The organism is Alcanivorax sp. REN37, from assembly GCF_041102775.1.
GTDB lineage: Bacteria > Pseudomonadota > Gammaproteobacteria > Pseudomonadales > Alcanivoracaceae > Isoalcanivorax > Isoalcanivorax beigongshangi.
Genome location: NZ_JBGCUO010000001.1, coordinates 2,188,752 through 2,206,742 on the forward strand (window position 1 = coordinate 2,188,752; position 17,991 = coordinate 2,206,742).

Sequence of the window (17,991 nt, forward strand, 5' to 3'; positions counted from 1 at the left end):
TAGACGAAAAGTGTGCGATGAACGATTCCAGTCTCTATCAATTTTCCACCCCCATGGTGCTGGCGCTCATGTTGGCGTTCTACGGCGGCACCTATCTGATGACCTTGCTAATCCGCAAGAAAGAAGAAAATACCGATGCCTACATGGTGTCCAACCAACGGCTCGGTATCGGCATGGCCTCGGCCAGCATGACAGCCACCTGGATCTGGGCGGCGTCGTTCTATGCGGCAGCCACCTCCGGCTATAAATATGGTGTTTCCGGGCCGTTGCATTACGGCCTCTGGGGCGCGCTGATGATCCTGTTCATCTACCCGTTTGGGCAGCGTTTTCGCAAATTGGCACCGCAAGCGCACACGCTCGGTGAGTTGGTGCATGCACGCCATGGCAGCTCCAGCCAGTTGATCCTGGCGTTCTCCAATCTGCTCGGCAGCACCGTCAGCCTGATGGTGAACTTCACCGCTGCCGGCGCGTTGGTGGCGGTGCTGTCGCCGCTGTCGTTCCAGACCGGCGTGGTGATCGCTGGCATCGGTGTGCTCAGCTACACGCTCTATTCAGGCTTCCGCGCCGCAGTGTTTACCGACTTTGCCCAGCTGGTGGCGCTGATGGCGATCGCGGTGATCATCATCCCCGCTGTGCTGTTCGCCATGGGCGGCCCAGAGGCGTTTGTGGCCGGGCTCGGCACGCTGACTGACGAGCAGCGCGACCTGTTTTCACGCACCGCGATTTTGGAACAAGGGGCGCCCTATTTCTTTGCGGTGCTGGCCTACGCGATCGGCAATCAGACCATTTCCCAGCGCCTGTTCGCGGTGGATGAAGCGCACATCAAACCGACGTTTCTCACCGCCACACTGGGCTACGCCGCGATCGTGATCGGGCTTGGCATGATCGGCCTGATGGCAGCAGCGGCAGGTCTGGAGCCGCTCGACGGCGACACCAACAACCTGATTCCGCAGATGATTTCCACCTATCTGTCGCCGGTGATGATCGGGCTGTTCTTCGTGCTAGTGATCGGCTCGTTGTCGTCCACTGCGGACTCCGACCTGTGTGCTCTGTCGGCGATCATGATGGCGGACGTGTACGGCAAAAACATTGCCAAGGACAACGCCGACCCACGCCGCATGCTGCTGATTGGCCGGGTGACGATGATCGTTGCCACCATGGTCGGCATCGTGCTGGCTAGCTTCGCGCTCGACATCCTCACCATGCTGGTGTTTGTCGGAGCGCTGTGGGGCGCCATCGTGTTCCCGGTAATCGCCAGCATGTACTGGGGCCGGGTCACCAACCGCGCCTTCACCTGGTCGGTGCTGATCGCGCTGGTGCTGTTCTGCCTGGTGCGGTTCGAACTGCTGCCGATGGATGGCGCCGTGGCGTTGGTGTTCGAATCAGTGGCCTCGCTGGGCGCAGCGGTGGTGATTGGACTGATGGCGTTTGCCTTTACCGGCCTGCGCCCAGCGCTGGTGGTTGCCGCACTGGTGTTGGCGGTGGCCTTGCATCTGAACCTGCATTTCCTGCGCGACTACACCACCCTGCTGGCATCACTGACCGCGTTCGGCGTCAGCACCCTTGCCTGCGTCGGCCTGTCGCTGACCAGCCGTGAGCGGTTCGACTTCCGCACCATTCGCGAGCAGGTGCAGAGCTACGACGACGATGACGAAAACGCACCGGACACTGACGCCACTACGGCGCCAGCCCGGTCCTAAACAAGGAGCAAACTGATGACGGAATTCATCTACGGCGCCTACATCCTGGCTTGGCCCGCCCTGACCCTAGGCGTGTTGATCTACATCTGCCGCGCGGTGTGGCGTGACGTGGCCGAGGCCCGACGCGAACAGCGCGACTTGGTGTAACCGCACCACGCCCACAAAAAGGCCCTGCTGCGTCACCGCAGCAGGGCTTTTTTCATGGCCCCGATTGCTTCAGAGGCTGGCTGCCAGCTCCGCCCCTTGGCGGATCGCGCGCTTAGCATCCAGCTCAGCCGCCAGCTCAGCGCCACCAATGAGGTGGAACTTCGGCCCGCTAGCGCCCTTGGCTGTTTCTCGGTACAGCTCGCGCACGGACTCCTGGCCGGCACAGATCACCACGTTGTCGACTTCCAGCAGGTGTTGCTCCTCACCGACGCGGATGTAGAGCCCCTCATCGGCAATGCGCTCGTACTGGGCACCGGCGATCATTTCCACCGCCTTCATCTTCAGCACCGCGCGGTGCACCCAACCGGAGGTCTTGCCCAAGTCTTTGCCAAGCGCGGTGGTCTTGCGTTGCAGCAGATAGATCTTGCGTGCCGACGGCTGCGGCTGCGCACGCTCCAGTCCACCCGGTGCGTCGCTGTTGAAATCGACGCCCCACTCTTGGCACCAGTCAGCCACCGACTGGGGCTGCTCAGCGCCATGGTCATGGGCGAGGAACTCACCGATATCAAAACCGATGCCGCCGGCACCAATGATCGCCACCCGCGGGCCCACCGTCACCTCACCATTGAGCACCTGCATGTAGGAACACACCATCGGGTGGTCAATGCCCTCGATGGCCGGATTGCGCGGCACCACGCCGCTGGCCACCACCACGTGATCGAAGTCTTTTTCCAACTCAGCGGCGGTGACGCGATGGTTCAGCTTCAGCTTCACGCCGGTGGTTTCGATGCGGCGGGTGAAGTAGCGCACCGTCTCCCAGAACTCTTCTTTGCCGGGAATGCGGGCCGCCAAATTGAACTGGCCGCCAATGCGGTCACGCGCCTCGAACAGCGTCACGTCGTGGCCGCGCTCGGCCGCCACCGTGGCCGCCGACAGCCCCGCCGGGCCGGCACCAACCACCGCCACCCGTTTCGGCGCACGGGTGCGCAGATACACCAACTCGGTTTCGAAACACGCCTGCGGGTTCACCAAGCAGGACGCCCGCTTGAGCTGGAAGGTGTGGTCCAAGCAGGCCTGGTTGCAGGCGATACAAGTGTTGATCTCGTCGGCGCGGCCAGCAGCGGCTTTGTTGACGAAGTGTGGGTCGGCCAGTAGCGGCCGCGCCATCGACACCATATCGGCGTCGCCGCGCGCCAGCAGCTCCTCGGCCACTTCCGGCGTGTTGATGCGGTTGGAGGCGATCACCGGAATGCTGACCACCTCCTTCACCTTGCGCGTAGCTTCTGCGAATGCGGCACGCGGCACCGAGGTAACGATGGTCGGCACCCGCGCCTCATGCCAGCCAATGCCGCTGTTGAGCAGGTCCGCGCCGGCGTTTTCAATCGCCTTGGCCAGTGACAGCACTTCCTCGTGGGTGCTGCCGCTCGGCACCAAGTCGATCACCGACAGCCGGAACACGATCAAGAAGTCTTTGCCGCAGGCCTTGCGCACCGCTTCGACGATTTCCACCGGGAACCGCTGACGGTTCTCGGCACTGCCGCCATAGCAGTCGGTGCGCTGGTTGGTGCGCGGCGCGGTGAATTGGTTGATCAGGTAACCTTCACTGCCCATGATCTCGACGCCGTCATAGCCAGCACGCTTGGCCAGCCGCGCTGCCTTGGCAAAGTCTTTCACCGTTTGACGCACTTCGGCGGTGCTCATGGCACGCGGCTTGAACGGGTTGATTGGCGCTTTGATCGCCGACGCCGAGCGCGACAGCGGATGGTAGCTGTAGCGACCGGCGTGCAGCAGTTGCAGGCAGATCTTGCCGCCGGCTTCGTGCACTGCGCGGGTCACCGGCCGGTGCGACAGCGCATCGGCGATGTTGAGCATGCTGCCGGCGAACGGATAGAACCAGCCCTTGCGGTTCGGGTTAAAGCCACCGGTGATGATCAGGCCAATGCCGCCGCGTGCGCGCTCGGCAAAGTAGGCGGCCAGTTTTTTACGGTGCCACAACCGGTCTTCGAGGCCAGTGTGCATGGACCCCATCACAGTACGGTTGCGCAGTGTGACCGACCCCAGTTGCAACGGTGACAGCAGATGCGGATAAGCAGGTTTCTCGGCGGCGCCCATGGGCAAGCTCCTTGGCAGCATCGATGGTGGGCGGCGGGTCAGCGCCGCTATCTGGACGGCGTCAAGATAGGAGGCTATCTTGACGCCGTCAAGACAGGAGTGACCAGCCCATGAGCGCCTCAGCAACCCCCTACCACCACGGCGACCTGCGCAGCGCGCTGCTCACCGAAGCCAGCGCCATCGTGCGCGAACAAGGCGTCGATGGGCTGAGCCTGCGCAAACTGGCCGAGCGCACTGGCGTCTCACGCACCGCGCCCTACCATCACTTCCGGGACAAGCACGCGTTGCTGTGCGCGCTGGCCGAGCAAGGTTTCCACCAATTGCAGGATCTGATGGCCGCTCACACCCACCGCGAGCAGACGCTGACCCAGCGGCTCAACGATTTTGTACACGCTTATCTGCACTTCGCACTTGAATACCCGGAACGCTATGAACTGATGTTCGGCCGCACTATCTGGACCAGTGGCGAACCGACCGCGACGCTGAAACACACCGCTTACCAAGCGTTTCGCAGCTATTTAGAGCAGGTGCAGAAACTGCGCGCAGACGGTAATGACCGCACCGCCCTGCGGGTAGCACAGACCACATGGGCCACCTTACACGGCCTGTGCCGGCTGATGCTGGATGGCATTTACGTCAATGTGGGCGACATGGAAGAAGTGGCAGAGCAGACCGTGCAGAGCATGCTCAGCCTGCTACAGCACCCCGCCTAAACCATTTCCGGCGGCGGCATTCTGGGCGCCGCCGGCAGTCTTAATGGCTGTGTTAAAATCATTTTTTCGCGCTGCATTCTGATTATTTTCCGTTTTAGTTCATCCGCTGTCCGCAAGCGCCACTGTTTTCCATTCAAATTTCAAAACAACACAGAACCGCTACAGAAAATCCCGCCCTGCTTCATATAAAGATGGCACGAGCGCCATTCATGCACGAACGCCCCAATATCCGAACCGCTGCATTACTGAGGCATTGCGGCCCCCGGAATGCGCCGCTCATTTTTAATCAGGACGTGTTGATTACCGCTGTTTGATTTGTTGCACCGCACCCGACCTGCATACCAAAACAAGAATTGGAGCCCAGGCTCCGCTGAGGTCAGCCCCATGAAAAAAACACTTTGTGCGCTCATCGCGCTGTTAATGCTTACGCTAGTAACGGCCTGTGGCGACAGTTCCTCGTCACGCAAACCGTCACCGCCGGACGACGGCAATCCGGATACCGAACACCCCATTGAAGAACCCGAGCCGCCGGAGCCGCCGCTGGTCAAAGCCGACGGTAGCATCGAAGTACTGTCCAACCGTGCCGATCTGATTAGTGGCGGCGACGCCCTGATCCGCGTGCAGACGGCCGACGCCGACGCCTTGCAAGGCGCGACCCTGCGCATCAACGGCAAGGACGCCGGCGCCATGCTGGCAGCGCAGGAGGACGGTGCGCTGGTCGGTCTCGTCAGCGGCCTGACACTGGGCGAAAACACCCTGCACGTGCGCCTGCGCGACAACAGTTATCTGGAGCGCACGCTGATCAACCACCCGCGCGGTGGGCCGGTATTTTCCGGCCCGCAGGTGCAACCGTGGCATTGCCCCAACAGCGATCGCAGCCAGGATCAGTACTGCAACCAAGCGCCGGAATACAGCTTCAAGTATCTGCCGGCGAGCGTAATGGATTCATTCATCAGCAAGGCCGGCGAGTACAGCAGCCCGCAGGATTACTTCAGCGCTCCGGTAGACATGCTGGCGATGATGCTGACCGGCCAGGAGCTGCTCGACTACGACCCTGAGCAGCCGCCCAAACGCAGCAGCATTGCCAAAGTGACCAGCGAAACCGGCGTCACCATGCCGTTCATCGTGCGGGTGGAAAAAGGCGTCATCAACCGCGACCGTTACCAGATCATGGCGCTGTTCGATCCCGAGCAACCGTGGACCGCGCTGGCGCCGCAGCCGCAGTGGAACCACAAGCTATTGGTGCACCACGGCAGCAACGTCGGCGTTGAATATGGCATGGCCAATCCGCCCAACTCCGATGTCGGCAACAGCATTATCGTGGCGCTGGCGCGCGGCTTCGTGACGCTGTCCAACGCCCAAGCCAACCTCGGCCACAACGCCAACCTGGTCACCGGCGCCGAGTCGCTGATGATGGCCAAGGAACACATCATCGAGCAGTACGGCCTGCTGCGCTTCACCATCGGCACCGGCTGCTCCGGTGGCGCCATCATGCAGCTGCATGTGGCCAACGCCTATCCAGGCATCTACCAAGGCGTGATCGTGCAGTGCGCCTATCCCGATGTGTGGACCACGGCGGTGCAATTTGCTGATTACCACCTGCTCAACAAGCAATTCAGCTGGTCACTTCCTTCCGCGCCGGAAGACGTGTTGCTGATGCTGAAAAGCCTGCTGCTGGACCCCGGTCCGGTGCCGATGATTTCGTTCTACGGCCACCTGCCGATCAACCCGATCGTGTCCGATGAAGCCTTCTTCCCCGGCGCCTTCCCGACGCAGGACAACTGCCGTGGCATCCAAGATCCGAGCATTCTCTATGACGCCGAAACCAACCCCGGCGGACTGCGCTGCGGGCTGGTGGACTGGATGCATAACCAATTCGGCGTGCGCGGCAGCGAGGTGTGGAGCCCGGCCGAAGAAGCCATCAGCCGCGGCTTCACCGCCACGCCGTTCGACAACGTCGGCGTGCAGTACGGCCTCAAGGCCCTGCAACTGGGGCTGATCACCGGTCAGCAGTTTCTCGATGTGAACCGCAAGATGGGCGGCCTCGATATCGACTTCCAACGCCAGGACCAGCGCAGCGTGGCCGACCACGACGCGCTGCGCTTTGCTTACCGCAGCGGTGCCATCAACACCTTCCAGAACATGAACAGCACCGCCATCATCGACCTGCGCGGGCTGGATCCCGGCTTCGCCCATGATGCCTTCCACTCCTGGCAGTTCCGCGCGCGCTTGGAGCAAAACCAGGACGACACCCAGAACCATGTGATCTGGTTCGGCCCAGTGCCGCTGGCCGGCGACACGCTCTACACCACCCAGGCACTGCTAGTAATGAACGAGTGGCTGAACAACGTCGAAGCCAGCGATGACGCGCTGACGCTGGGTGAGAAACTGCGCGCCTACAAACCGGTGCAGGCACGCGATCGCTGCCTGTCGGTGTCCTCGCTGTTCGACGCCGAGCACCTGCCGCCGCTGCTAAGCGCCACCTTCACACCCAACCCGCCGCCACTGCTGGACCTGTCTAAGATCCCAGCGGCCCCGGCGCAGCTCGGCAAGCTGGTGGATGCGGTCACCAACCAAGTGTGCGGCCTCAGCCTCGAACAGCTCACCAATGTGTCACACCTGCTCGACCTGCCGGACGGCGGCGCGCTCAGCAACGTGCTTGGCGAGCTGACGCGACCGATCGATCAGCTGCTGAAACCGATCACCGATCTGCAAAGCACGCTGGTCACCACCCGCTTCGGCACGCCGCGCATCATGGCCGGTGACGACCTCACCACGCTGGCCAACAAATGCCAGCTGAAACCGGTGGATCCAGCGGACTACGCCACCGCGCCGTTCCTGTCGCTGACCGATCCCGCCGGGCTGGCCAAGCAATTGGCCAACACCATGGTGGAAGGCGCTACCAAACCGCAGTCGATCCCGGGTCTGATCAAGGGTCTGCTGCCGTCCGCCATCACCAACCCGTTGTCGGTGGTGGATAACCTGGTCGGGCTGTTCGAGAAAGGCATTAAGGATCCCACCTCGCTGCCGACTGAGGTGCTCAACACGCTGGCGATGACGCTGACCCCAGATCCGCGCGACTTTGCCCGCAAGGTGGAAGCCATCTTCCCTGACGGTGTCTGCGACTACAGTCTGCCGCCGGTGGGTGCCGAGCCGACGGTGCCGTGGTTGCAATACGGCGATGCCGAGCAGGTGGTCTACGGCGGCGAACCCCTGGCGGACGAAAGCGCGCCGGCGTCACGCCAAGGCTGGGCCTCGCCCAACTTTGGTCTGGCGTTGCCGACCGCCCACTGAACCGATAACCACCCACAAAAAAAGCCCCGCATCACTGCGGGGCTTTTTCATTGGAGCCAATCACCGGCCCCCGATCTCAACAGCAGCACGGGGCCGCTGCTGACATCACTTTTCCAACACTGCCACGACGCCTTGCCCGCCGGCAGCACAGATCGAGATCAGCGCCCGGCCACTGCCTTTTTCGTTCAGCAGCTTGGCCGCGTTGGCGAGGATGCGACCACCAGTGGCGGCGAACGGGTGACCGGCCGCCAGCGAGCTGCCTTTCACGTTCAGCTTCTCGCGGTCAATGCTGCCCAGCGGCGCATCACGGCCCAGCTTCTCCTTGCAGAACGCCGGGTCTTCCCAGGCTTTCAAGGTGGCCAGCACCTGCGAGGCAAAGGCTTCGTGGATTTCGTAAAAGTCGAAGTCCTGCAGCGTGATGCCGAGCTTGTCGAGCATGCTCGGCACTGCGTAGGCCGGCGCCATCAGCAGGCCTTCCTTCTTGCCGACGAAGTCCACGGCGGCCACTTCACCCAACGTCAGGTAAGCCAGCACCGGCAGATTGCGCTCCGCGGCCCATTCCTCGGACGCCAGCAACACCGCAGACGCACCGTCGGTCAGCGGGGTGGAGTTGGCGGCGGTCATGGTGCCGCCTTCGCCGCCGAATACCGGCTTCAGGGTGGCCAGTTTTTCCAGTGTGGAGTCGGCGCGCAGGTTGTTGTCGCGGTTGAGGCCGTGGAACGGGCTGATCAGGTCGTCCTGCCAGCCTTCGTCGTAGGCCTTGCCCAGATTTTTGTGGGAGCGCCAGGCCAGCTCATCCTGTGCTTCGCGGGTGATGCCCCACTCCTTGGCGGTGAGGGCAGCGTGGTCACCCATCGCCAGACCGGTGCGCGGCTCAGCGTTCTTCGGCACGTCCGGCATGAACCACTTCGGGTTCAGCAGTTTCAGCGCCAGCTTGGCTTTCTCGCCATTGGTCTTGGCTTTGTTGATTTCCATGAACACTTTGCGCTTTTCATCGTTCACGCCCAGCGGTGCGTCGGAGGTGGTGTCAACACCGCCGGCGATGCCGGATTCGATCTGACCCAGCGCAATCTTGTTGGCCACCAGAATCGCCGCTTCCAGGCCGGTGCCGCAGGCTTGCTGCAGGTCGTAGGCCGGGGTTTCCGGTGCCAGACCGGAACTGAGCACGCATTCGCGCACCAAGTTGAAATCACGGGAGTGCTTCATGACCGCGCCGGCCGCCACTTCACCGAGCTGCTCGCCCTTGAGGTTAAAGCGCTGCACCAAGCCACTGATGGCAGCGGTGAGCATGTCTTGGTTTGATACGCCAAAATAGGCGGTGTTGCTGCGTGCAAACGGAATCCGGTTGCCGCCGATGATTGCCACGCGCCGAACGCTCTGACCTGCCAGCATCGTCATATCCTCCAGTGATTGAGCTGCGTCTTGCGTCCCGGGATGTGACGGCAAGAAGTTCAGTCGGCAGTCTATGCATCTGCTTTGCACCCTCATTGGCTGCGCCGCCGAATACGCTCCCGACACCGGTCAATATCGGCACCCGGCGCCGGTGCTTCAATAGCGCCAGCCGCAGGGATCGGCCCCGGGTGCGCGCTCGGACGCTGCCTTTTTCCTTCTCTGCCTTCCCCGCACCACATTCATATCAGGGTGATTCAAGATGAGCGACGTGTACCAAGCCATTGCCAACTCCGCCATGGGCAAAAAACTGTTCAGCGCCATGAACCTGCCGATTCCGGTGCTGTTGGAGCGCTATCAGCCGGGTACCACCTCCTTCATCAAGGGCGGCGTGGTGGTCGGCGCGGCGCCGGGCGGTCTGGCACTGCCGGCGCTGTTCGCCACCCTCAAAGGCGCCCCGGAAGCCAAACTCAATGTGCTCGCCGGCGCCGCCGCCGAAGCCGAGCTCAATGACGCCGCCCAAGCCGCCGGTGAGTCGCTGGTGTCCTACAGTCCGTCACGGGAAGACGGCCAGCGCTTCAAGGGCCTGGTGTTTGATGCCACCGGCATCCGCAACACCACCGAGCTGCGTGCGCTGTGGGACTTCTTCAACCCGGTGATCCGCAAACTGGAAAAATCCGGTCGTGTGGTCGTGATCGGCCTGACCCCGGAGCGCTGCGACCTGGAACAGCGCATCGCCCAGCGCGGTCTGGAAGGTCTGGTGAAAAGCCTCGGCAAAGAGATCAAAGGCGGCGCCACTGCCAACCTGGTCTACATGAGCCAAGACGGCGCCGAGCAGCTGGTGGCCCCGCTGCAATTTTTCCTGTCACCGAAATCCGCCTATGTGTCCGGCCAATTGGTACGGGTACAGGGCGCCGAAGCGGTGCGGGTCGACTGGCAGAAACCGCTGGCCGGCAAGACCGTGCTGGTCACCGGCGCCGCGCGCGGCATCGGTGCCGCCATCGCCCAGGTGATGGCCCGTGACGGCGCCAAAGTGGTAGTGCTCGACATCCCGCCGATGGCGGATGACCTCAAGCAAGTGGCCGCACAGATCGGCGGTGTGGCGCTGGAAGCGGACATCACCGCTGCCGATGCCCCGCAGTTGATCAGCGACAAAGCGCGCGAGCTGGGCGGTCTGGACGTGATTGTCCACAACGCCGGCGTCACCCGCGACAAGACCATGGCCGGCATGACCGACAAGCTGTGGGACATGGTGATCGATATCAACATCGCCTCCGAGGAACGCATCAACGCCCAACTGCTGGCGGACGGCACCCTCAACCAAGGCGGCCGCATTGTCTGCGTGAGTTCCATTTCCGGCATCGCCGGCAACATGGGCCAAACCAACTATGCCACCTCCAAGGCGGCAGTGATTGGAATGGTGCAGGGCATGACCGAGTCCCTCGGCGAGCGCGCTATCACCATCAACGCGGTGGCACCGGGCTTCATCGAAACCCAAATGACCGCTGCCATTCCGTTCACCATCCGTGAAGCCGGTCGACGCATGAACTCCATGAACCAGGGCGGCCAACCGGTGGACGTGGCAGAGGCCATCGCCTTCTTCGCCAGCCCCGCCAGCCAAGGCGTCACCGGTAACGTGGTGCGCGTGTGCGGCCAGAGCCTGCTCGGCGCCTAATCCACCCGCAGCAGCAAAACGCCCCCACCGGGGGCGTTTTTGTTGGTACGGCGCTGGCTTTTAGCCGCTGATCAAGGGATAATCGCCGCCCCTTTTATCGACCCTGAACGGTGCCTCCGGTCGCAGGAGCCCGTTTCAGTCACTTTGGAGAACATCATGAGCAAAGCATTTGTGCTCGCGGCCAAACCGCGTCAGGACGTAGGGAAAGGTGCGAGCCGCCGCCTGCGTCGTGAGCAGTCCTTGGTACCGGCTATCGTTTACGGCGGCGAAGCGCAGCCGGAACAGGTCACCGTTGAGCTGCGTCTGCTGGTCAAGGCCTTGGAGAGCGACAGCTTCTTCAGCCAGGTCTTCACCCTCGACGTCGACGGCAAGCGTCAGGCCGTGCTGCTGCGCGACCTGCAGCGCCACCCGGCCAAAGGCTTCCCGACCCACGCTGACTTCCAGCGCGTCAACGCCAACGAAAAAGTCACCGTGCTGGTACAGATCCTGTTCGAGAACGAAGACAAGTGCGTCGGCGTGAAGCAGCAAGGCGGCCAGATCGCGCGTAACCTGTCCGAAGTTGAAATCAGCGCCCTGCCGGGCGACCTGCCGGAATCTCTGGTGGTCGACCTGACGGACGTTGAAGTCGGCCAGATCGTGCACCTGTCCAACCTGGTGCTGCCGGAAGGCGTGGAAATCCCGGCTCTGGCGCAAGGTCCGGACCACGATCAGCCGATCGTGTCCGTGAACGCTGCCCGTGGCGGCGCCAGCGCTGACGAAGACGGCGAAGAAGAAGCCGGCGAAGCCTGAGCTGGCGCGGCACTGTGGCGGACGTGATCAAGCTGGTAGTGGGCCTCGGCAATCCCGGGGCCCAATACACCGACACCCGCCACAATGCCGGCGTCTGGTTTATCGACGCCCTGGCCCGACGCCGGGGCGTTTCGCTTTCCGAGGACCGCAAATACTTCGGCCTCACCGGGCAATTCCAATTGGCAGGGGACACCGTACGCCTGCTGGTACCGACCACCTTTATGAATCGCAGTGGGCAGGCCACCGCCGCACTGGCGAACTTCTTCCGCATCACCCCGCAGCAGATCCTCGTCGCCCATGACGAATTGGACCTGCCGCCTGGTCAGATCCGTCTCAAGACCGGCGGCGGCCACGGCGGCCACAACGGACTGCGCGACATCATCTCCCGCCATGGCAACCAGAATGGTTTCCACCGCCTGCGCATCGGCATTGGCCATCCCGGCAGCAGTGACCTGGTCACGCCGCACGTGCTCGGCCGCCCGCCGCTGGACGATCGCATTGCCATCGACCGCGCCATTGATGAAGCTGTGGACCTGGCCGAGCGCTACCTGACCGGCGATCTGTCCGGCGCCATGAACCGGCTCAATGGATTTAAAGCCGGCGGCTGAAATGCAGGTGCTTGCGCACTTTCCGATGCACGCCCAGCAGTTAATTCATGCCCCTTACTGAACCGGCTGGCCGTTACTTGGCAGCGCGCTATCGCCGCCCCGGCACGGGTTACGCGCTCGGATCTGAAACCGGTGGTGGTGGCGGACTCGACGGCATCGCTCCTGCTCCAAGCTGAAACCGGCCCTGATCGCGCCCATAAAAAAACGCCCCAAGGGGGCGTTTTTCTCGCATCAGTAGGCTTATTCGGCCACTGCGCCGTCGATCAGGGTGGCCAGCTCGCCGCTGCGGTACATGTCCAGCAGGATGTCGGAACCACCCACCAGCTCGCCCTTCACCCACAGCTGCGGGAAGGTCGGCCAGTTGCCGTATTCCGGCAGCTTTTGGCGAATCTCCGGTGCCTCGAGAATGTTCACGTAGGCAAACGGTTTGTTAATGGCGGTCATCACCTCGATCGCGCGGGCGGAAAAGCCACACTGCGGAAATTGCGGCGTGCCCTTCATGTACAGGATCACCGGATTGCCTTCGATCTGCTCGCGGATCACATCCAGGATGTCTTGCATCGCTCTCTACCTTTGGGTCAGGGGTGGCACAGGGGGCGATAGTCTAGCAACTGGCCGCTCAAGTCTCCATCGATGCCGGGGCGCCATGGCCACCGCCGCCGGCGCTTTCCAGCCGTAGCCGGTCACCGGCGCAGACCGCCAAGCAGACCTTGGCCGGCAGCGGCTTGCCGTTCAGCCAATTACGACCTGGCAGCCCGGGCTCACCGCCCGCCAATCCCCACGGCGCACTGACGCGACGCTCGGTCAGCAACGTCACCGTGGCCGGTGCCAAGAACAGCAGCTCGCGCACCAACCCATCACCACCACGATGACGGCCGGCGCCACCACTGCCGGCGCGCAAACCGTAATGCAATACCCGCAGCGGATAATGGCTTTCCAGGGATTCAATCGGCGTATTGAGGGTATTGGTCATATGAGTTTGGCGCCCGGACAGGCCGGCACCGGCTGGCCCAGCGCCCATGCCGCCGCCCATGGTCTCGTAGTAATCCCAGCCCGGCCGGCCCGCCTCACCAGCGCGGCCCAGTGCCAAGTTATTCATACTGCCGTGACTGGCTGCCGGAATCCGCTCTGGCAACGCCTGCGCCAACGCCCCGAGCACCACATCAACAATGCGGGTACTGGTTTCCACGTTGCCAGCCGCGGTGGCCGCCGGGCGCTGGGCATTGACCAAGCTGCCCACCGGCGCAGTCAGAGTGATTGGCGCAAACAAGCCGGCACAGGCCGGTGCCTGCGCCGGCATCAGACAGCGGAAGCAATAGAACACCGCCGCGGCCGCCACCGACAGCGGGCAATTGAGGTTGCCGGGCACCTGGTCTGCGGTGCCGGTGAAGTCAGCGTTCACGCATTCGCCGCGCACGCGCAGGGTCACCTGCACATTAATTGATTCAGTGCCCTGGCCGTCGTCATCGAGCTGATCAACAAAGTGGTAGTCGCCGTCCGGCAGTGCCGCCAATGTCTGCCGCGCCAGCCGCTCAGCATAGGCATTCAGAGCGACCAGTCCGGCACGGAACTGCGCCACCCCGGTGTCCGCAATCCAAGCTGCCAACCAGCGCGCACCGGCATCGCAGGCACTGGCCTGGGCGACGAAATCACCCAACTGTGGCGCCTGCTCCGGTGCCGCCAGCGGTTGCGGCAACAGCTGATTGAGCAGCGCGCGCGCCCAGCGGCCATCGCGGCGCAACCATTGCGGCGCAATCACCACCCCCTCTTCCTCAAGGGTGCGGGAAATCGGCATCGAGCCGGGCGCAGTGGCGCCGATGTGGGCGTGGTGAGCGCGGGTCACCGCGAACGCCAGCAGCGTGCCGCCGTCATCAAACACCGGCGCCACCACCGTCACGTCCGGCAGGTGGGTGCCGCCGAGGAACGGATCATTGACCACCAGTAAGTCACCGGGCTGCCACGCCTGGCCGGCCACCACATCGGCCATAGCGAATGCCATGCTGCCAAGGTGCACTGGGATGTGCGCAGCCTGCGCACAAAGGCCACCGGCGGCATCGAACACGGCACAGGAAAAGTCGAGCCGATCTTTGATGTTGGGCGAGAACGCCGCGCGCTGCAGTAGCGCCCCCATCTCGGCACAGATGCCCGCTAGACGATGACTGAACACACTCAGTTGGACCGCATCCACCCCTGCTCTCCCGGTTCCCGGCCAGCGCCGGCAAACCGCCATGCTACGACATCAGACCCGCAATTGCGCCCGCATCGGCGGGCCGTTATCATCGAACGTCCGCGGCAGCCCAGGCTGCCGTTTTTGTTTGCGCAGACCGCCGCCCGGCGGACCTCTCCACTTGAATTTCCGGCTGATGGAACGCAGATGAACGAGACGTACCTGATTCCCACCTACGCGCGCCAACCGGTCACCTTCGACCGCGGTGAAGGCGTTTGGCTGTATGACACCGACCACAACGCCTATCTGGATGCGATCTCTGGCATCGGCGTGTGTAACCTGGGGCATTGTCACCCGGCGGTGACAGCGACGCTGGCTCGACAGGCGGAAACCCTGGTGCATACCTCCAACCTGTACCGCATCGACACGCAGGAAAAGCTGTCCCAGCGCCTGTGTGCGCTGACCGGTATGGACAAGGTGTTCTTCTGCAACTCCGGTGCCGAAGCCAACGAAGCAGCGCTGAAGCTGGCGCGCCTGTACGGCCACAGCAAGCAAGTCGCCTGCCCCACCGTGGTGGTGCTCGACAACGCCTTCCACGGCCGCACGCTGTTCACGCTCAGCGCCACCGCCAACCCGAAAGCCCGCGAAGGCTTTGATCCGATGGTCAGCGGCTTCATCCGTGTGCCGTGGAACGACCTCGACGCTATCCGCGCCCTCGGCGACAACCCGGACATCGTCGCGGTACTGGTGGAGCCCATCCAAGGCGAAGGCGGCGTGCATGTGCCAGCAGCGGATTACCTGCCCGGTTTGCGCCAGCTGTGCGACCAGTTCGGCTGGCTGCTGATGCTCGATGAAGTGCAGACCGGCAACGGCCGCACCGGCGATTACTTCTTCTATCTGGGCGCCGATGTACGTCCGGACGTGCTCACCACCGCCAAAGGGCTCGGCAACGGTTTCCCGATCGGCGCCTGCCTGGTTTCCGGCACCGCCACCGACCTGATGGGTCCCGGCAGCCACGGCACCACCTACGGCGGCAACCCGCTCGGCTGCGCGGTGGCACTCACGGTGCTGGATGAGATGACCAAGGTACTGCCGGCGGTGAACGACCGCGGCGCGCGGCTGGTGGCTGGCCTCGGCGCGGCACTGGCGGATCTCGGCGAGCGGGTGGTGAACCTGCGTGCTAAAGGCCTGATGGTCGGCATCGAACTGGATCGCGATTGCGGCGCCATCGTGCAACTGGCACGTGAGCGCGGCTTGCTGGTCAACGTTACCGCCGGCCGGGTGGTGCGCCTGCTGCCGCCGCTGGTGATCAGCGAGCAAGAAGTGGACACCTTGGTGGCGCGTCTGTCCGCTGCCATCCATGCCTTTTACCAGCAGGAGGCCGCATGAGTGTGCGCCACTTCCTGACGCTGCTGGATCTAACGCCGGATGAACTCGGCTACCTGATCCAGCGCGCCATCGAACTGAAAACCATGCTCCGCAACGGCCAGCGCCACGAACCACTGCGCGGCAAAACGCTGGGCATGATTTTCGAAAAAGCCTCCACCCGCACCCGGGTGTCATTTGAAGTGGGCATGACCCAGTTCGGCGGCAGCAGCATCTTCCTGTCGCCACGTGACACCCAGCTCGGCCGCGGCGAGCCGATCGAAGATTCCGCCCGCGTGATGTCGCGCATGGTCGATGCGGTGATGATCCGCACCTTTGCTCACAGCGCCGTGGAAACCTTTGCCCAGCATTCCAAAGTGCCGGTGATCAACGCCCTCACCGACGACTACCACCCGTGCCAACTGCTGGCCGACATGCAGACCTTTGTCGAGCATCGCGGCAGTATCCAAGGCAAGCGCGTGGTGTGGGTCGGCGACGGCAACAACATGTGCAACTCCTACATCAACGCCGCCCGCCAGTTTGATTTCCAGCTGGTGGTGGCGTGCCCGGAAGGCTTCGATCCGCGTGCCGACCTGCTGGCCGCCAACAGCGACCGCGTCGAGCTGGTGCGTGACACCGCAGCCGCCGTGCGCGGCGCCCACTTGGTGGTGACTGACGTGTGGGCCTCCATGGGCCAAGAAGAAGAGCAGGCACGCCGCGCCGAAGCGTTCGCCGATTACCAGGTCAGTCCGTCACTGATGGATCTGGCCGATCCACAGGCGTTGTTCATGCACTGCCTGCCCGCCCACCGGGGCGAGGAAATCAGCCACGACATGCTCGACGATCCACGTGCGGTAGTCTGGGACGAGGCGGAAAATCGCTTGCACGCCCAGAAAGCGCTACTGGAATTCCTGCTGCGCTGATGCCCATGGCCGGCGTTCCACGCCGGCCCTCCACCGCTCTGCTGGTGCCTGTTGGAGTCTCCGTTGTCTCGCCCCGTTGCCCTCTCCGTGCTCGATCTTGCCTGCCGCTACCAGCAACAACCGGTGGTACAGGGCGTGTCATTCGAGTTACCGGAAGGCGACATCGCCTGCCTGTTGGGCCCTTCCGGCTGTGGCAAGACCACCACCCTGCGCGCCATTGCCGGCCTCGAACCGCTCACCGGCGGCCGCATCCAATTGCACGGCCGAACAGTGTCCAACGCCGAGGCCCAGCGACCACCGGAACAACGTGGCCTCGGCATGGTGTTCCAAGAACACGCGCTATTTCCCCATTTGAGTGTCGGCGACAACGTCGCGTTCGGCCTGCGCCAACTGGGCAGCAGTGCGCGCCGCGCGCGGGTGGAAGAATGTTTGGCGCTGGTACAGCTGCCGGGCCTGGCACGGCGTTATCCGCATGAGCTGTCCGGCGGCCAGCAACAGCGCGTAGCCCTCGCGCGTGCGCTAGCACCGCGGCCGGCATTGCTGCTGCTGGATGAACCCTTTGCTAGCCTCGACCTGGACCTGCGTCGCCAGCTCAACCAGGAACTGCGCCGTATCCTGCGTCAGCAGGGCATGACCGCGCTGATGGTCACCCACGACCAAGACGAAGCCTTCACTATGGCCGATCACTTGGGCGTGATGCGCGGCGGCAAACTGGAGCAATGGGGCAGCCCGGAACAGGTGTATGCCTGTCCCGCCAGCCGCTTCGTCGCCCAGTTCTCTGGCAGCACCAACTGGTTACCGGCACGCGTCGAAGCCGGCGCTTTACAGACCGCACTCGGCCCCCTGCCGCTGCCGGCTGCCGCCCTGCCGGCCGGCGCGCTGGAGTTGTTGGTGCGCCCAGAAGCGGTGCTGCTCGGCCCGCTCGACGGCGGCCAGCCGGCGCGAGTGCTGAGCCGGGAGTTCCTCGGCGGCCACTGCCGCTACCGACTACAGCTAGCTTGCGGCACCGAGCTGTGGGCTCGTGGCAGCAGCGGCCATCGGCCGGGCGATCAGTTGGGTGTGTCGTTGATGGCGGCGCCAGCGGTGTGTTTCGCGGCGGACTGAAGGCC

15 protein-coding genes are annotated in these 17,991 nt (G+C 63.5%); 11 read left to right on the forward strand and 4 right to left on the reverse strand.

Annotated features, from left to right (window positions below):
• Positions 1–17: 17 nt before the first annotated feature.
• Positions 18–1,700 (forward strand): sodium:solute symporter family protein, encoded by a 1,683-nt coding sequence (locus tag AB5I84_RS09985; RefSeq protein WP_369455709.1) that lies wholly within the window; start codon positions 18–20, stop codon positions 1,698–1,700.
• 15 nt (positions 1,701–1,715) lie between these two features.
• Entirely contained in the window at positions 1,716–1,847 is a 132-nt protein-coding gene (locus AB5I84_RS09990; protein ID WP_369455710.1) for a putative transporter small subunit, read from the forward strand.
• A gap of 69 nt (positions 1,848–1,916) precedes the next feature.
• On the opposite strand, the gene AB5I84_RS09995 is transcribed toward AB5I84_RS09990, so the two are convergent.
• Positions 1,917–3,959, reverse strand: a complete 2,043-nt coding sequence (locus AB5I84_RS09995; RefSeq protein ID WP_369455711.1) for an FAD-dependent oxidoreductase — start codon at positions 3,957–3,959, stop codon at positions 1,917–1,919.
• A 110-nt stretch (positions 3,960–4,069) separates the two neighbouring features.
• On the opposite strand from AB5I84_RS09995, the gene AB5I84_RS10000 reads away from it, so the two are divergent.
• Both AB5I84_RS10000 and AB5I84_RS10005 read left to right on the forward strand, forming a co-directional pair.
• On the forward strand, positions 4,070–4,672 hold the full coding sequence (locus AB5I84_RS10000) for a TetR/AcrR family transcriptional regulator (protein WP_369455712.1): 603 nt from the start codon (positions 4,070–4,072) through the stop codon (positions 4,670–4,672).
• Positions 4,673–5,056: 384 nt separating this feature from the next.
• Positions 5,057–7,966, forward strand: coding sequence for a DUF6351 family protein (locus AB5I84_RS10005; protein WP_369455713.1), 2,910 nt, complete (start codon positions 5,057–5,059; stop codon positions 7,964–7,966).
• Positions 7,967–8,071: 105 nt separating this feature from the next.
• Here the strand turns inward: AB5I84_RS10005 and AB5I84_RS10010 are convergent, their stop codons facing one another.
• On the reverse strand, positions 8,072–9,358 hold the full coding sequence (locus AB5I84_RS10010; RefSeq protein WP_439650208.1) for an acetyl-CoA C-acetyltransferase: 1,287 nt from the start codon (positions 9,356–9,358) through the stop codon (positions 8,072–8,074).
• A gap of 259 nt (positions 9,359–9,617) precedes the next feature.
• Between AB5I84_RS10010 and AB5I84_RS10015 the strand changes: the two genes are divergently transcribed.
• From AB5I84_RS10015 to AB5I84_RS10030, 4 genes are all read left to right on the forward strand, one after another.
• Positions 9,618–11,030 carry a 3-oxoacyl-ACP reductase gene (locus AB5I84_RS10015; RefSeq protein ID WP_369455715.1) on the forward strand — a complete coding sequence of 471 codons (1,413 nt, stop codon included), beginning with the start codon at positions 9,618–9,620 and terminating at the stop codon, positions 11,028–11,030.
• 156 nt (positions 11,031–11,186) lie between these two features.
• Complete coding sequence (locus AB5I84_RS10020) at positions 11,187–11,819, forward strand: 50S ribosomal protein L25/general stress protein Ctc (RefSeq protein ID WP_369455716.1); 633 nt, start codon at positions 11,187–11,189, stop codon at positions 11,817–11,819.
• A gap of 14 nt (positions 11,820–11,833) precedes the next feature.
• The gene (pth, locus tag AB5I84_RS10025; RefSeq protein ID WP_369455717.1) at positions 11,834–12,427 is read left to right on the forward strand and encodes an aminoacyl-tRNA hydrolase; all 594 of its coding nucleotides are present in this window, start codon (positions 11,834–11,836) and stop codon (positions 12,425–12,427) included.
• Between the two features lie 47 nt (positions 12,428–12,474).
• Entirely contained in the window at positions 12,475–12,603 is a 129-nt protein-coding gene (locus AB5I84_RS10030; RefSeq protein ID WP_369455718.1) for a hypothetical protein, read from the forward strand.
• A gap of 64 nt (positions 12,604–12,667) precedes the next feature.
• Here the strand turns inward: AB5I84_RS10030 and grxD are convergent, their stop codons facing one another.
• Positions 12,668–12,988, reverse strand: a complete 321-nt coding sequence (gene grxD, locus AB5I84_RS10035) for a Grx4 family monothiol glutaredoxin (protein WP_369455719.1) — start codon at positions 12,986–12,988, stop codon at positions 12,668–12,670.
• 58 nt (positions 12,989–13,046) lie between these two features.
• A complete protein-coding gene (locus AB5I84_RS10040) occupies positions 13,047–14,615 on the reverse strand; it encodes a hydantoinase B/oxoprolinase family protein (RefSeq protein WP_369455720.1) in 1,569 nt (522 codons plus the stop codon).
• Positions 14,616–14,801: 186 nt separating this feature from the next.
• Between AB5I84_RS10040 and AB5I84_RS10045 the strand changes: the two genes are divergently transcribed.
• The 3 genes from AB5I84_RS10045 (at position 14,802) to AB5I84_RS10055 (ending at position 17,986) form a co-directional block, all read left to right on the forward strand.
• Entirely contained in the window at positions 14,802–15,983 is a 1,182-nt protein-coding gene (locus tag AB5I84_RS10045) for an aspartate aminotransferase family protein (protein ID WP_369455721.1), read from the forward strand.
• Positions 15,980–16,882 carry an ornithine carbamoyltransferase gene (argF, locus tag AB5I84_RS10050; protein ID WP_369455722.1) on the forward strand — a complete coding sequence of 301 codons (903 nt, stop codon included), beginning with the start codon at positions 15,980–15,982 and terminating at the stop codon, positions 16,880–16,882. Before AB5I84_RS10045 ends, argF begins: the two co-directional genes overlap by 4 nt.
• Before the next feature lie 63 nt (positions 16,883–16,945).
• Positions 16,946–17,986, forward strand: a complete 1,041-nt coding sequence (locus AB5I84_RS10055; protein WP_369455723.1) for an ABC transporter ATP-binding protein — start codon at positions 16,946–16,948, stop codon at positions 17,984–17,986.
• The last annotated feature ends 5 nt before the right edge of the window (positions 17,987–17,991 follow it).